Genomic DNA, 16,255 nt, shown 5'->3' with positions numbered 1-16,255 from the left:
CTCCCCACCCAGACACCCAGGGACGACATGACCCAGCACCTCGCTGCCCCCTCCACCGGCACGTCCGCCGACGCCCCGGGCCACCGCACCGGCTGGTGGCAGGACGCGGTGATCTACCAGGTCTATCCACGGAGCTTCGCCGACGGCAACGGCGACGGCATGGGCGATCTCGCGGGCGTCACCGCCCGGCTCCCCTATCTCAGGGACCTCGGCGTCGACGCCGTCTGGCTCAGTCCCTTCTACGCCTCGCCGCAGGCCGACGCGGGCTACGACGTCGCCGACTACCGGGCCATCGACCCGATGTTCGGCACCCTCCTGGACGCCGACGCCCTGATCCGGGACGCCCACGACCTGGGTCTGCGCATCATCGTCGACCTGGTGCCCAACCACTCCTCCGACCAGCACGAGTGGTTCAAGCGCGCCCTCGCCGAGGGCCCCGGCTCCGCGCTGCGGGACCGCTACCACTTCCTCCCCGGCAAGGGCACCGACGGCGAACTCCCGCCCAACGACTGGGAGTCGATCTTCGGCGGTCCCGCCTGGACCCGGACCACGGACCCGGACGGCACTCCGGGCGACTGGTACCTGCACCTCTTCGCGCCCGAGCAGCCCGACTTCAACTGGGAGCACCCGGCCGTCGCCGACGAGTTCCGCTCGATCCTGCGCTTCTGGCTCGACATGGGCGTCGACGGCTTCCGCGTCGACGTCGCCCACGGCCTCGTCAAGGCGGAGGGGCTGCCGGACCTGGGATCGCACGACCAGCTGAAGCTGCTGGGCAACGATGTCATGCCGTTCTTCGACCAGGACGGTGTGCACGAGATCTACCGCAGCTGGCGCGTCATCCTCGACGAGTACCCCGGTGAGCGCATCGCCGTCGCCGAGGCATGGACCCCCACCGTCGAGCGCACCGCCAACTACGTGCGCCCCGACGAGATGCACCAGGCCTTCAACTTCCAGTACCTGTCGACCGCCTGGGACGCGGCCGAACTGCGCAAGGTCATCGACACCTCGCTCGACGCCATGCGCCCGGTCGGCGCCCCCACCACCTGGGTGCTGTCCAACCACGACGTCACCCGGCACGCCACCCGCTTCGCCAACCCGCCGGGTCTCGGCACCCAGATCCGTACCGCCGGTGACCGGGTGGCGGGACTGCGCAGGGCACGCGCCGCGACCCTGCTGATGCTCGCACTGCCCGGCTCCGCCTACGTCTACCAGGGCGAGGAGCTCGGCCTGCCGGACGTCACCGACCTGCCCGACGAAGCCCGCCAGGACCCGTCGTTCTTCCGCGCCGAGGGACAGGACGGCTTCCGCGACGGATGCCGGGTGCCGATCCCGTGGACCCGCGGGGGCAGCTCGTACGGCTTCGGCGGCGGCGGCAGCTGGCTGCCCCAGCCCGACAGCTGGGGCGAGCTCTCCGTCGAGGCGCAGACCGGCACGGAGGGCTCCACGCTGGAGCTGTACCGCGCCGCGATCGCCGCCCGCCGCGCACACCCGGGCCTCGGCGCCGGCACGGACGTCACCTGGCTGGACGCTCCCGAGGGCGTGCTCGTCCTGAGCCGTCCCGGCTTCGTCTGCACCGTCAACACGACGGGCGCCCCGGTACGGATGACGGCCCCCGGCGCCCTGCTGCTGGCCAGCAACCCCGTGACCGTCGAAGGCGACACCTTCGACCTGCCCGCCGACACCACGGTGTGGTGGACGGTGTGACCGTCCCCGCACCCAGGACCGGACCGGCGCTGCGGCTCTCCGACATCGCCGGTCAGGCCGCGGTCAGCGAGGCCACCGTCAGCCGGGTGCTCAACGGGAAGCCGGGCGTCGCGGACACCACGCGTCAGCGGGTGCTCGCGGCGCTCGACATCCTGGGCTACGAACGCCCGGTACGGCTGCGGCAGCGCAGCGCCGGGCTGATCGGACTGGTGACTCCCGAGCTCACCAACCCGATCTTCCCGGCGTTCGCCCAGTCCGTGGAGCAGGTCCTCGCAGGGCACGGCTACACCCCCGTGCTCTGCACCCAACTGCCCGGCGGCGCCACCGAGGACGAGCTGGTCGAACAGCTCGTCGAGCGTGGCGTCGGCGGGATCGTGTTCCTCTCCGGGCTGCACGCGGACACGTCGGCGGATCCGGCACGCTACGCCGCGCTCGCCGACCGCGGCGTGCCGTTCGTCCTGATCAACGGCTACAACGAACGCATCAGCGCCCCGTTCGTCTCGCCCGACGACCAGGCCGCCGTACGCATGGCCGTCAGCCATCTCGCCGAGCTCGGCCACCGCCGGATCGGCCTGGCCATCGGACCGCAGCGCTACGTGCCCTCCCGGCGCAAGGCGGACGGCTTCGTGGACGCGGCCGTGGACGTCCTCGGGATGGAACGCGCGGAGGCCGAACTCCTGGTGTGCTCGACGCTGTTCAGCGTCGAGGGGGGCCAGGTCGCGGCAGGCGCACTGCTCGACCGCGGCTGCACCGGCATCGTCTGCGGCAGCGACCTGATGGCGCTGGGCGTGGTCCGGGCGGCCCGAGGGAGGGGCCTCGACGTCCCCCGCGACATCTCCGTCGTCGGCTTCGACGACTCGCAGCTCATCGCGTTCACCGACCCGCCGCTGACCACCGTGCGCCAGCCGGTGCAGGCGATGGCGGCGGCGGCCGTGGGCGCCCTGCTGGAGGAGATCGGCGGAAGTCCCGTGCAGCGCACGGAGTACGTGTTCCAGCCCGAGCTCGTGGTGCGCGGGTCGACGGCGGCGGTGCGGAACGCCTGAAGCGCGGTGCGTCGTGGGGCCGGGTCCGGGGGGACCCGGCCCTTCCGCGTTCCGGCGCCGGAGAGCGCGCGTGCGGCGAGCGCGGTCCCGCGGACGATCCGGCATTCCCTGCCAAGGGCTGTCGATTCGACCGGACCGTTCCATGAGTGTTGTCGTGAACCTTGCAAAGCATCCCCGCTCTTGGTTCCCTTCCGTTAGGAAAGTTTCCTAACCGGCAGTCCTTGTGAACGGAGCCCCCCATGAGCCCGGCACGCTTTCGGATACGCCCAGTCGCTGCCGCGATCGGCGGCGCCTTACTCTTCGCCCTCACCATCACCGCCGCACCGGCCGCACCGGCCGCGCCCGCCGCGCCCGCCCCGGACCGAACGGCAGCCACCGCCGGACCCCAGGCGCAGGCAGCCGCCGGGCTGACCGCGGAGATCACCCGGACGTCCACCTGGGACAGCGGCTACGGCGCCGCCGTGACCCTCACCAACAACGGAGACACGGCGGTGAACGGCTGGACCGTCGAGTTCGACCTCCCGGCCGGGACGGACGTCTCCACCCACTGGTCCGCCACCAAGACCCGGCAGGGGCAGCACTACACCTTCACCAACGTCTCCTACAACGGCGCCGTCGCCCCCGGCCGGGCGGCGAGCTTCGGCTTCAACGCCAGCGGTCCCGGGTCGCCCCTCAACTGCACCATCAACGGCGCGCCCTGTGAGGGTGGCGGCACCACCGAGCCGCCGACCGAGCCGCCTGCCGCCGCGAGCCCGGTCGCCGTCAACGGACAGCTCACCGTCTGCGGTACCAAGCTCTGCAACGAGCACGGCAACCCCATCCAGCTGCGCGGCATGAGCAGCCACGGCACGCAGTGGTACCCGCAGTGCCTCACCGGAGGCTCGCTGGACGCCTTGGCGAACGACTGGAAGGCCGACGTCCTGCGCGTCTCCACGTACGTACAGGAGGACGGCTACGAGACCGACCCCGAGCACTTCACGAACCTCGCGAACACCCTCATCCAGCAGGCGACCGACCGCGGAATGTACGTCATCGTCGACTGGCACATGCTCAGCCCGGGTGACCCGAACGCCAACCTCGCCAACGCGCGGAAGTTCTTCACCGACATCGCGAACCGCAACAAGACGAAGAGCAACATCCTCTACGAGATCGCCAACGAACCCAGTGGCGTGAGCTGGCCGCAGATCAAGAGCTACGCGGAGCAGATCATCCCGGTCATCAGGAACATCGACTCCAACGCCCCCGTGCTCGTCGGCACCCGGGCCTGGTCCTCGTTCGGTGTCTCCGAAGGGGCCGGTGAATCCGAGGTCGTGAACAACCAGGTCAGGGCCTCCAACATCATGTACACCTTCCACTTCTACGCCGACTCGCACCGCGACGAGTACCTGGCGACCCTCTCCCGGGCCGCCGACAAGCTCCCCGTGTTCGTCACCGAGTTCGGCACCCAGAACTACTCGGGCGAGGGGGACAACGACTTCGCCATGTCCCAGCGCTACCTCGACCTGATGCAGGCCAAGAAGATCAGCTGGGTCAACTGGAACTTCTCCGACGACCACCGCTCGGGTGCCGTCTTCAAGACCGGCACCTGCGACAGCGGGGGACCCTGGGCAGGCACCTCGTCACTGAAGCCCGCGGGTGTCTGGATCCGTGACCGGATCACGACCCCGGACAGCTTCCCGACCGGCTGAGCCTGTCCGCCTGCTGCCCGGGGCCTCCTCCTCGGGCAGCAGGTGACGGCGGGACGGTCAGGCGGTGCGGGACCCGGGTCGCTGGTGCGGGAGGGTCAGCGCTCGGAGGTGTACGTCACGAAGGCTTTCCACGCGGTGGGGGTGAAGCCGAGGTGGGGGCCGAGGTGGTCTTTGGAATCGCGTACGTTCACCGTGGTGGGGGCGGATGCCACCTCGACGCAGTCGTTGCCGTCACCACTGCTGCTGTAACTGCTCCTGCGCCACTTCAGCTCCGTGGCTTCCTCTGCGGAGGGCTTGTGGATCATGTGTCTCCCAGCAGTTGCTCAATGAAGGCCAGTGACTCACGTGGCGCAAGAGCCTGCGCCCGGATCATGCCATAGCGCAGTCCAAGGACCCTGAGTTGCTTCGGGTCGGAGACCGGACGGCCGCTGAACGCGCCTTCGGAACGCCCCACCGCACTGCCGTCGGGAAATCTCAGCACTTCGATCAGCCCGCCAGTCCCGGGATGCTCTTCCCGATGCGTCGGCATCACCTGGATCGCCACGTTCGGCAACCGCCCCAGCTCCAACAGGCGTTCGAGCTGGCGACGCAGAACCATTGTGCCCCCGACCGGACGGCGGAGCGTCACTTCTTCCTGGACGAAGCTCAGCGACGGGGCAGGAACCCGATCCAAGATGGAACGTCGGGCCAGGCGAGCAGCCACCACCCGGTCCATCTCGCTCTGCGTGTAGGCCGGCAGCCACGAGGCGAAGAGAGCCCTCATGTGCTCTTCGGTCTGCAGCAGACCATTGATGTTGTGGTGGTGGTACGCCTCCAACTCGACCGCTCTGGCCTCCAGCTTCGCCAGGTCCCGAACCTTCTTCGGGTACCTGACCTCCGCCAGCTCCCGCTTCATCAGGGCGAGCTTCCCGCCCGCCCCCAGCACCTCGTCCGCCCGGTCCAGGAACTCCGGCCGGGGGATGCGACGACCGCCCTCCACCTTGAAGACGAGGTCCTCGCCGTACCCGATCGCGGCCCCGAACTCACCCGCCCGCATGCCCGCCGCCTCCCGCCAGGCCTTGACCTGGCGGCCCACCGTGGCGGCCATGGCTACCCCGGACTCGTCATCGGGATCGACCTCCCAGCCGGGCTCGTCCGCTCCGTCGTGCCCGTGTGCCGTATCCGCCTCGTCCACGCTCATCCGTGCCCCACTTCCGACGCGCCTGCCGTTCCAGCACCAACCTCTGTCGTCCCCCGCGAGTCACCCGGGACAGCCGGGACAGCACTGGACAAGGGCAGGACAATCACCGTACGTAACCTGTCCATTGCTGTTCACGGTACGTGGGCTCGGCCACGCTGAGTGATGTGACCCAAGAAATCACCCGAACCGAACACTCCGCTTCCACCCGGCAGTTCACCGTGCTCCTCTCTCCCACCCGCCGGGGCGCCAGGCTCGCCCGCCTGCTCTCCACGGCCCACCTGGGTGACTGGGGGCTGCCCACGGACCCGGCCGCGCACATCGTGGCCGAACTGGCCGCGAACGCCGCCGTTCACGGGCGCGTACCGGGCAGGGACTTCCGCCTGAGCCTCGCGGTCCACGGCGACGCGCTGCTCCGCATCGAGGTGACCGGCACCCGGGGTGAACGGCTGCCGCCTCTGCCCGGAGCCGTCGACGTGCCCGCCGACGACGCGGAGGCGGGGCGCGGCCTGCTGGTTGTCGGAGCGCTCGCGGACCGCTGGGGTGTCGACCTCGGGCCGGCTCCGCGCAAGACGGTCTGGGCCGAACTCGACTTCGTACGGTGACCGCCGCCGGGCCGCGCGAGACCGCGACCGGGTGGCCGTCACGGGTGGCCCATGCTGCACATGGCCATGGAGGAACTCCGGTTATCCCGCGGATCGTTCCGCTCTGCTGCCTTTCATGCTTTGTCACCCGCTCGGATGACATGGCGCGACTGAGCTGGATGTGCCGCGGTTTGCCGGCCATATGCTCATCTCCGCTGCCTCGGACAGCGGCGGACCGTGACGCGACACCAGTTCCGGTCGAGGGCCTGACGATCGAGGAAGTCGAGACCTGTCGGCGACCACCTCGCCCCGTACGGGTCTCTGCGCCCCACGCACGAGCCGGCGCCTGCTCCCAGGCCTCGTACACGACCGTCATCCCGTCCCGGGACCGCTCCGACGGCGCATCCCGCTCCTGCCCGTCCCGGCCGTTGCCGTGACCGGCTCACCGACCTGCCACAGCCGCCTGATCCCGAACGGAAAGCCATGGTCAGCGCACCGCACGAAGCGATGCACCGCATCTTCCAGGAATGCCCGGGCCTCTTCTCCCGGCTCTCCGACGTCCTCGGGCTCGAACTGCCGCCCCTCACGTCCGCAGAACCCCTGACCGTCGACCTCACCGAAACCGAGCCACTCGAACGGCGCGTCGACACCCTCCTGCGCATCGAGACGCGGAACGACGGCCCCTTCCTGCTCATCGTCGAAGCCCAGGGCAAGAAGGACCCGGGCAAGACAGCCAGCTGGCCCTACTACGTCACCTACCTGAACAACAAGTACCGGCTACCCGTACTGCTCCTCGTGGTCTGCCAGGACCACGCGACCGCGGCGTGGGCCGCCCGCCCTCTCACCATCGGCCTGCCCCAATGGCCGACCGTGACCACCCGTCCCCTCGTGGCGGGGCCCCACAACATGCCTGTCATCACGAACGTGGCCGAGGCCCGCAAAGACCTCGCACTCGCCACGCTCTCGGCGATCACCCATGCCGACAATCCGGACGTCGATGCGATACTGAAGACGATGTCCGTCGCTCTGCGCGACACACCGGAATCGATCGCTGAACCCTTCGTCGAGCTCATCGCACAGGGCCTGGGCAACCGCCCGGCCGCACAACAGTGGAGGAACCTGGTGGCCGTGGATCTCTCCTTCTACACCTCGCCGCTGTCCGAAGAGATCCGGGATGAGGGCCGCGCGCAGGGCCGCGAGCAGGGGCGCGCGCAGGGCCGAGCCGAGGGCGGTGCGGAGAGTCGTGCTGAGGATGTCCTGCTGGTCCTTGGTGCGCGAGGGGTCGGTGTCACGGATGCCACGCGGGAGAGGGTCGCCGCGTGTCGTGACCTGGAGCTCCTGCGGCGGTGGTTGGTGCGTGCGGCCTTCGTTGCCGTTTCCGAGGAGATCTTCGACGAGACCTCCGCCGATCAGTGACGTCGTTGTCATGTTGGTTGCCGTGTGCTGAGGCGCGCAATCGCCCCGCAGCACAGCAGTGGAGGAATCTGGTGGCCGTGGATCTGTCCTTCTACGCCTCGCCGCTGTCCGAAGAGATCCGGGATGAGGGGCGCGAGCAGGGCCGCGAGCAGGGCCGCGCGGAGAGCCGCGCGGAGGATGTTTTGCTCATCCTCGGTGCACGGGGTATCGGCGTCACCGACGCCACCCGCGAGAAGATCACCACCTGCGGTGACCCAGAACTGGCGCGCCAGTGGTTGGTTCGCGCCGTCCACGTCGCCACCGCCGAAGAGATCTTCGGCGAGGAGGCCTCCGCCGATCGGTGAGTCGCGTCGCCGGACGTAGTCGATGAGAGTGAACGAACGGCCCGGGGGTGCCGGTACAGGTCCCTGGGTCAGTCGTCGAGTCCCTCGTAGCGGCCCACGCGCTCGGTACCTGCGCGTGAGCCCGACCCGCACCCGGCCGAACTCGCTGAAGCCGTTGCGGTCACAGGGCCGGCCCGGCCCGTCGCCCTTCCGGAGGAGCCCGACCGGGCTGAGGGCTTTGCGAGCAGTGGCGCGGGCACCTCGTCGGGCACCCGTGGGCCCCAGGAGGGTCCACGGCATGACGTCGCTCTCCGCGCACTTGAAGGCGCGCGTCACACGCGTGCCGCCGGTGACGTACATGGGTGGTGGGTCCGGTGCCCGGTCGGGCCCGCGCCGACGGCGCGGGCCGCACAGTCGGCACCGCCTCGAAGAGATGCGGCAGCGGGAGAAGTCACGCCCGGCGGCGCCGAGTCGGGGAGTTCGCGGCAGTGGCCTCGTGCTGTCCGCAGGACATGGGCATCACGCACAGGAGAGGTCCGGAAGTCGGCCCGGGTCGGGCCTGCGGGGAAGCGACTTCCGGACCCCTCCGCGCCGTGACCGGCCCGGTCGGCCGGGCGCGTGGGGCCCGGCGTACCGGGCCCCCGGCCGACCGGGCCGGAGCCGGGATGAATTTAACAGCCCCGCAATAACTTGCGTAAGACCTTGCAGGCAGGAATCTCCATTATTTCGCGGCGGTGATCGGAGCGTAAGCGCGACGTGTCCAGGGGGTTGACCGGGGAAGGCCGGGCTCGTACGGTCTGCTGCACCCCGGTTTTGCATTCTTGCTGCAAGAACCTTCATGAGCCTTGAAGGCACGGCGCGTTGTCATGTGAGGCTGCTCCGCCATCCCCAGTATTTCCCCCACCGCAGGAGGAAAGTCATGGCACGCAGACCCCTGTCTGCCACACTCGCCCTGGCCACCGGTGCCGCCGTGCTCGCCGTCCCCACCGGCCTCGGCACCGCAGGTACCGCCCAGGCGGCCCCGCCCGGCGCGAAGGACGTCACCGCGGTGATGTTCGAGTGGAAGTTCGACTCCGTGGCCAAGGCGTGCACGGACAGTCTCGGTCCGGCCGGCTACGGCTTCGTCCAGGTCTCACCGCCCCAGGAGCACATCCAGGGCAGCCAGTGGTGGACCTCGTACCAGCCCGTCAGCTACAAGATCGCCGGCCGCCTCGGCGACCGTGCGGCGTTCGCCGCCATGGTCAGCACCTGTCACGGCGCGGGCGTCAAGGTCATAGCCGACTCGGTCATCAACCACATGTCGGCCGGCTCGGGCACCGGCACCGGCGGCTCCTCGTACACGAAGTACAACTACCCGGGCGTCTACTCGGTCAGCGACATGAACGACTGCCAGTCGCAGATCAACAACTACGGCGACCGGGGCAACGTCCAGAACTGCGAACTGGTCGGCCTGGCCGACCTGGACACCGGCGAGGACTACGTGCGCGGCCGGATCGCCGGCTACCTCAACGACCTGCTCTCGCTCGGTGTCGACGGCTTCCGCATCGACGCCGCCAAGCACATGCCGGCCGGTGACCTCGCCAACATCAAGTCCCGGCTGAGCAACCCGGGCGTCTACTGGAAGCACGAGGCGATCCACGGAGCGGGTGAGGCCGTCTCACCGTCCGAGTACCTCGGCAGCGGTGACGTCCAGGAGTTCCGTTACGGACGCAGCCTCAAGCAGGTCTTCAACAACGAGAACCTCGCCAACCTGAAGAACTTCGGCGAGGGCTGGGGCTTCATGGAGTCGGGCAGGTCGGCGGTCTTCGTCGACAACCACGACACCGAGCGCGGCGGTGACACGCTGAACTACAAGGACGGCTCCAAGTACACCCTGGCCAGTGTCTTCATGCTGGCCTACCCCTACGGCTCCCCGGACGTCCACTCCGGCTACGAGTTCAGCAACCACGACGCCGGCCCGCCCAACGGCGGCCAGGTGAACGCCTGCTACAGCGACGGCTGGAAGTGCCAGCACGCCTGGCGCGAGATCTCCTCCATGGTCGGCTTCCGCAACGCCGCCCGTGGGCAGGGCGTCTCGAACTGGTGGGACAACGGCGGCGACCAGATCGCCTTCGGCCGCGGCTCCAAGGCGTACGTCGCGATCAACCACGAGGGCTCCTCGCTGACCCGCACGTTCCAGACGTCGCTGGCCGCCGGTGACTACTGCGACGTCCAGTCCGGCAAGGGCGTGACCGTCAACGGATCAGGACAGTTCACCGCCACGCTCGGCTCCGGCACGGCCGTGGCCCTGCACGTCAACGCCCGTACCTGCGCCGGCGGCGGAACCCCCGACCCGGACCCGGGAACCGGCCAGTCCGGCGCCTCCTTCGGGGTCAACGCCACCACCCAGCTCGGCCAGAACATCTACGTCACCGGCAGCCAGGCCGCCCTCGGCAGCTGGGCCCCCGGCAGTGCGCTGAAGCTCGACCCGGCCACGTACCCCGTCTGGAAGCTCGACGTCGCCCTGCCCGCCGGTACGACGTTCGAGTACAAGTACCTCCGCAAGGACGCGAGCGGCAACGTCACCTGGGAGAGCGGTGCCAACCGCACCGCAACCGTGCCGTCCTCCGGCAAGGTCGCGCTGACCGCCGACGTCTGGCGCAGCTGAGCACACCCTGCGGGCCGGGGACGCGCGGCGGCGCGTCCCCGGCCCGCACCCGCTCCACCAGGACCCACCCCTGAAAGTCGAGGAGAACCCGCCCGTGTCCCGAACCACCCTCCGGCGGGGGGCCGTTGCCGCACTGTGCGCGGCGCTGCTGCCCGTCGTCCCGGCGGCCTCAGCGGCTGCCGCACCCAGACCCCCGTCACCGCCCTCGGACGCGAAGCTCGCCAAGGAGCCCGCCCGGCACGACCTCACCCGCGAGCAGTTCTACTTCGTGCTGCCCGACCGGTTCGCCAACGGTGACACCTCCAACGACCGCGGCGGACTGACCGGCTCACGCCTGGAGACCGGCTACGACCCCGCGGACAAGGGCTTCTACCAGGGCGGAGACCTCAAGGGCCTCACCCAGCGCCTCGACTACATCAAGGGCCTCGGCACCACCGCCATCTGGCTCGCCCCGATCTTCAAGAACCGGCCCGTCCAGGGCACCGGGGACAACGCCTCGGCGGGCTACCACGGATACTGGATCACCGACTTCACCCAGGTCGACCCGCACTTCGGCACCAACGCCGACCTGACGAAGCTGATCGACAAGGCCCACGGCAAGGGCATGAAGGTCTTCTTCGACGTCATCACCAACCACACGGCCGACACCGTCGACTACGCCGAGAAGAAGTACGGCTACAAGCCCAAGGGCGCCTTCCCGTACCTCGACGAGGACGGCCGGCCGTTCGACGACACCCGGGGCGTCGAGGAGGTGGACGCCGACTCCTTCCCGTACACCCCGGTGAACACCGGGAAGAAGGTCCCCGCCTGGCTCAACGACTCCACGATGTACCACAACCGGGGCGACTCGACCTACGCGGGCGAGTCCACCGAGTACGGCGACTTCTCCGGCCTCGACGACCTGTGGACCGAGCGTCCCGAGGTCGTCTCCGGCATGGAGAAGATCTACGAGAAGTGGGTGCGCGACTTCGACATCGACGGTTTCCGCATCGACACCGTCAAGCACGTCGACCTCGACTTCTGGACCCAGTGGGCCACCGCTCTCGACGACTACGCGGCGAAGCGCGGCCGGGACGACTTCTTCATGTTCGGCGAGGTCTACTCCGCCGACACCGCGATCACCTCGCCGTACGTGACACGGGGCAGGCTCGACGCGACCCTCGACTTCCCGTTCCAGGAAGCCGCCCGGCAGTACGCCTCCCAGGGCGCTCCGGCCTCGAAGCTCGCCTCCGTCTACGCGGACGACTACCGCTACACCACGGACAAGGCCAACGCCTACGAGCAGGTGACCTTCCTCGGCAACCACGACATGGGCCGGATCGGCACCTTCCTCGCGCAGGACAATCCGAAGGCCGACGACGCCGAGCTCCTGGAGCGCGCCCGGCTCGCCAACGAGCTGATGTTCCTCGGCCGCGGCAACCCGGTGATCTACTACGGCGACGAGCAGGGCTACACCGGAGCGGGCGGGGACAAGGACTCCCGCCAGACGCTCTTCGCCTCGAAGACCGCCGACTACCTCGACGACGACCAGATCGGCACGGACCGTACGCACGCGTCCGACGCGTACGACGCGACGCACCCGCTCTACCGCTCCATAGCGGCCCTGTCGAAGCTCACCCGGGAGCACCCGGCCCTGCGCGACGGCACCCAGACCGAGCGCTACGCGAAGGACTCCGTCCACGCCTTCTCGCGTACGGACGCCAAGCGCCCGTACGAATACCTCGTCGCCACCAACAACGCCACCGAGGCGAAGACGGTCGAGCTCGCCACCGAATCGGCCGGCATGAACTTCCGCACGCTGTACGGCGGTTCCGGAACCGTCCGCAGCGGTTCGGACAAGGCGGTCGAGGTCACGGTGCCGGCGCTGTCCAGCATCGTGCTCCGCGCAGACAAGCAGCTCGGCACCCCCGCCGCCAAGCCCTCGGTCACCCTGAAGGCCCCGGCGGCCGGAGCCACCGGCACCGTGGAGCTCAGCGCCGACATCGGCGGCGGCGACCTGAACCGCGTCGTCTTCGCCGCGCAGACCGGCAACGGCACGTGGGTCACCCTCGGCTCCGCCGACCACGCCCCGTACAAGGTCACCCAGCACCTGGACGAGTCGGTGAAGGCCGGCACCGCGCTGCGCTACAAGGCCGTGGTCGTCGACCGGGCCGGACGCACCGCGAGCGCCCTGGCCTCCACCACCGCCGGCCAGGCCCCACCCGCCCCGAAGCCCGTCGCCGTCGCACGCGACCACGCCGTCGTCCACTACCAGCGCGCCGACGGCGACTACGAGGGCTGGCAGCTGAAGTCGGGCGACAGGAGCGCCGACTTCATCGGCCGTGACGCCTACGGCGCCTTCGCCTGGATCGACCTCGCGGAGGGCGCCTCGTCCGTCCCGTACACCGTCGAGAAGGACGGCACCGCAGACGGCCCCGAGCGCACCGTCGACCTCGCGAAGACCGGCCAGGTCTGGGTCGAGCAGGGCAAGGACGGACAGGCCACCGAGGCACCCGAGGCCCCGCCGCAGGACACCGGCAAGGCCGTCCTGCACTACCACCGCGCCGACGGCGACTACGACGGCTGGGGCCTGCACACCTGGACGGGCGCCGCCGCCCCCACGGACTGGGCCAAGCCCCTGCTGCCCGTGCGGACCGATGCCTACGGCGCCACCTACGAGGTGCCGCTCACCGACGGCGCCACCTCGCTCAGCTACATCCTCCACAGGGGCGACGAGAAGGACCTCCCGAGCGACCAGTCCCTCGACATCGCCTCGTACGGGCACGAGGTCTGGATGCTCGGCGGGAAGCCCGGCTACCTGCTGCCGCAGACCGGCGGGGCGCCCGCACCCGACCTCGCCAAGGCCGAGGCCCAGTGGATCGACGCGGACACCGTCGTCTGGAAGGTGAAGGCCACCGACGCCACCAGCCAGCAGCTCGTGTACGCGAAGGACGGAGGCATCTCCGTCGTCGACGGCGCACTCTCCGACGAGGGACAGTGGCTCCGGCTCGGCGCCACCGGACTCACCGACGCGCAGAAGGCGAAGTACCCGCACCTCAAGGACTACCCGGCGTTCACCGTCGACGCCCGCGACCGGGATCGCGTCCGTGAGTCACTGCGCGGCCAGCTGATCGCCACCCAGCGCGCCGCGAACGGCGCCCTGCTCGCCGCCACCGGCGTACAGACCGCGGGCGTGCTGGACGAGCTGTACGGGAAGGCCGCGAGCGGCTCCGCCCTCGGCCCCGTGTTCCGCAAGGGCGGCACGACGCTCTCCGTCTGGGCGCCCACCGCCCGGACCGTCTCGCTCGAGCTCGACGGGAAGACCGTCCCGATGCGGCGCGACGACCGCACCGGTGTCTGGTCGGTGACGGGCAAGAAGTCCTGGACGGGCAAGCCCTACCGCTACGCCGTCCAGGTCTGGGCGCCCACCGTCCAGAAGATGGTCACCAACAAGGTCACCGACCCCTACTCCACCGCCCTGACCGCGGACTCCGCCCGCAGTCTCGTCGTCGACCTCGGAGACCCGGAGCTCGCGCCGCGCGGCTGGTCCGCCCTGAAGAAGCCCGCCGCGGTCCCGATGCGCGACGCGCAGATCCAGGAACTGCACGTCCGTGACTTCTCGATCACGGACACGACCTCGAAGCACCCCGGTGAGTACCTCGCCTTCACCGACACCCGCTCCGACGGGATGAAGCACCTCAAGGAGCTCGCCGACTCCGGCACCAGCTACGTGCACCTGCTGCCCGCCTTCGACATCGGGACGATCCCCGAGAAGAAGTCCGCCCAGCAGAAGCCGGCCTGCGACCTGTCCGTCTACGCCCCCGACTCCGAGGAGCAGCAGGCCTGCGTCGCGTCGGCCGCCGCGAAGGACGGCTTCAACTGGGGCTACGACCCGCTGCACTACACGGTGCCCGAGGGCTCGTACGCCTCCGATCCCGACGGCACGAAGCGCACCACCGAGTTCCGCCGGATGGTCCAGGGACTCAACGGCGCCGGGCTGCGGACCGTCATGGACGTCGTCTACAACCACACCGTCGCCTCCGGCCAGGACGACAAGTCCGTCCTGGACAAGATCGTCCCCGGCTACTACCAGCGGCTCATGGAGGACGGCACCGTCGCCACCTCCACCTGCTGTGCCAACACCGCGCCCGAGAACACCATGATGGGCAAGCTCGTCGTCGACTCGATCGTCACCTGGGCCAAGGACTACAAGGTCGACGGCTTCCGCTTCGACCTCATGGGGCACCACCCCAAGGCCAACATCCTCGCGGTCCGCGAAGCCCTCGACGCGCTGACCGTCGCGAAGGACGGCGTCGACGGCAAGAAGATCATCCTGTACGGCGAGGGCTGGAACTTCGGCGAGATCGCGGACGACGCCCGCTTCGTCCAGGCCACCCAGAAGAACATGGCCGGCACCGGCGTCGCCACCTTCTCCGACCGGGCCCGCGACGCGGTCCGCGGCGGTGGCCCCTTCGACGAGGACCCGCGCGTCCAGGGCTTCGCCTCCGGCCTCTACACCGACCCCAACACCTCGCCCGCCAACGGTACGGAGGCCGAGCAGAAGGCCCGGCTCCTCCACTACCAGGACCTGATCAAGGTCGGGCTCACCGGCAACCTCGCCGACTACACCTTCACCGACACCCGGGGGCGGGAGGTCAAGGGCTCGGCCGTCGACTACAACGGCGCCCCCGCCGGATACGCGGCGGTGCCCGGCGACGCGCTCGCCTACGCCGACGCGCACGACAACGAAACCCTCTACGACGCCCTCGCGTTCAAGCTCCCGGCGGCCACACCGGCCGCCGACCGGGCCCGCATGCAGGTCCTGGCGATGGCGACCGCCGCACTCTCCCAGGGGCCCTCGCTCTCCCAGGCCGGCACCGACCTGCTGCGCTCCAAGTCGCTCGACCGCAACTCCTACGACAGCGGCGACTGGTTCAACGCCCTGCACTGGGACTGCCGCAAGGGCAACGGCTTCGGCCGGGGGCTGCCGCCCGCCGCCGACAACAAGGACAAGTGGACCTACGGCAAGCCGCTGCTCACCGCCCCCGCGCTCACCCCGGGGTGCGCGCAGATCACGGGCGCGTCCGCCGCGTACCAGGACCTGCTCACCATCCGCACCACCGAGAAGGACTTCCGCCTCGCCACCACCGCACAGGTGCAGGACACCCTGTCCTTCCCGCTCTCCGGCAAGGACGAGACACCCGGGGTGGTCACCATGCGGCTGGGCAGTCTCGTCGTCGTCATGAACGCGACCCCCGGGGCCGAGAGCCAGCGCGTCCCCGGGCTGGCCGGCAAGGACTACGCCCTCCACCCGGTCCAGGCGGCAGGCGCGGATCCTACGGTCAAGAAGGCCTCGTACGAAGGGAAAACGGGCAGCTTCACCGTCCCAGGACGCACGGTCGCCGTGTTCTCGCTCCGCTGACCCCTACACGGCCACGGTGACCGCGGACGTCGGCGAAGGAGCCGAAACAGGAAACCGTGCGCGTACGTCCCGACCACACCGGCCGGTCACGGCTCCCATCCCCTGCGGGGGACCGGAGCCGGGGCCGGCCGGTCCGGGCAACAGGGGCCGCACGGCGCCCCGCTGCCCCACCGGCGGACCATGCCCGAGCGTGCCCGGACGGTCACGACGACCACGGCGGCGGACAATCCCGGAGATCCTCCCGGGAACCTTCCCGACACGAGACGACCAGC

Annotated in this window: 9 protein-coding genes and 1 pseudogene; 8 read left to right on the top strand and 2 right to left on the bottom strand. The window is 69.9% G+C overall.

The genetic code is table 11. The features are described 5' to 3' along the window. The first annotated feature begins 27 nt into the window (after positions 1-27). The 3 genes from OG927_RS09035 (at position 28) to OG927_RS09025 (ending at position 4,435) form a co-directional block, all read left to right on the top strand. On the top strand, positions 28-1,704 hold the full coding sequence (locus OG927_RS09035) for a glycoside hydrolase family 13 protein (RefSeq protein WP_330319954.1): 1,677 nt from the start codon (positions 28-30) through the stop codon (positions 1,702-1,704). Beyond that, positions 1,689-2,747 carry a LacI family DNA-binding transcriptional regulator gene (locus tag OG927_RS09030; RefSeq protein ID WP_056784492.1) on the top strand — a complete coding sequence of 353 codons (1,059 nt, stop codon included), beginning with the start codon at positions 1,689-1,691 and terminating at the stop codon, positions 2,745-2,747. The genes OG927_RS09035 and OG927_RS09030 overlap by 16 nt, the downstream gene beginning before the upstream one ends. A gap of 239 nt (positions 2,748-2,986) precedes the next feature. After that, complete coding sequence (locus OG927_RS09025) at positions 2,987-4,435, top strand: cellulase family glycosylhydrolase (protein ID WP_330319953.1); 1,449 nt, start codon at positions 2,987-2,989, stop codon at positions 4,433-4,435. A 95-nt stretch (positions 4,436-4,530) separates the two neighbouring features. Here OG927_RS09025 and OG927_RS09020 read toward each other — a convergent pair whose 3' ends face one another. After that, positions 4,531-4,740 (bottom strand): DUF397 domain-containing protein, encoded by a 210-nt coding sequence (locus OG927_RS09020; RefSeq protein ID WP_056784485.1) that lies wholly within the window; start codon positions 4,738-4,740, stop codon positions 4,531-4,533. Next, positions 4,737-5,615, bottom strand: coding sequence for a helix-turn-helix domain-containing protein (locus tag OG927_RS09015; protein ID WP_124282574.1), 879 nt, complete (start codon positions 5,613-5,615; stop codon positions 4,737-4,739). The genes OG927_RS09020 and OG927_RS09015 overlap by 4 nt, the downstream gene beginning before the upstream one ends. Before the next feature lie 164 nt (positions 5,616-5,779). Between OG927_RS09015 and OG927_RS09010 the strand changes: the two genes are divergently transcribed. From OG927_RS09010 to pulA, 5 genes and pseudogenes are all read left to right on the top strand, one after another. After that, the gene (locus OG927_RS09010; RefSeq protein WP_124282575.1) at positions 5,780-6,217 is read left to right on the top strand and encodes an ATP-binding protein; all 438 of its coding nucleotides are present in this window, start codon (positions 5,780-5,782) and stop codon (positions 6,215-6,217) included. Positions 6,218-6,679: 462 nt separating this feature from the next. Beyond that, positions 6,680-7,612 carry an RpnC/YadD family protein gene (locus OG927_RS09005; RefSeq protein WP_124282576.1) on the top strand — a complete coding sequence of 311 codons (933 nt, stop codon included), beginning with the start codon at positions 6,680-6,682 and terminating at the stop codon, positions 7,610-7,612. A 38-nt stretch (positions 7,613-7,650) separates the two neighbouring features. Then, positions 7,651-7,956 (top strand): annotated as a pseudogene (locus OG927_RS09000) (hypothetical protein); the annotation flags it as partial. An 898-nt stretch (positions 7,957-8,854) separates the two neighbouring features. Then, on the top strand, positions 8,855-10,582 hold the full coding sequence (locus tag OG927_RS08995; protein ID WP_056784470.1) for a carbohydrate-binding module family 20 domain-containing protein: 1,728 nt from the start codon (positions 8,855-8,857) through the stop codon (positions 10,580-10,582). A gap of 94 nt (positions 10,583-10,676) precedes the next feature. Further along, positions 10,677-15,983 (top strand): pullulanase-type alpha-1,6-glucosidase, encoded by a 5,307-nt coding sequence (gene pulA, locus OG927_RS08990; RefSeq protein ID WP_330319952.1) that lies wholly within the window; start codon positions 10,677-10,679, stop codon positions 15,981-15,983. Positions 15,984-16,255: the final 272 nt, after the last annotated feature.

The sequence above is a fragment of the Streptomyces clavifer genome (assembly GCF_036345975.1).
GTDB lineage: Bacteria > Actinomycetota > Actinomycetes > Streptomycetales > Streptomycetaceae > Streptomyces > Streptomyces clavifer.
Note: the sequence above shows the minus strand (reverse complement) of the source record. Positions and strands in the feature narration are given on the sequence as shown.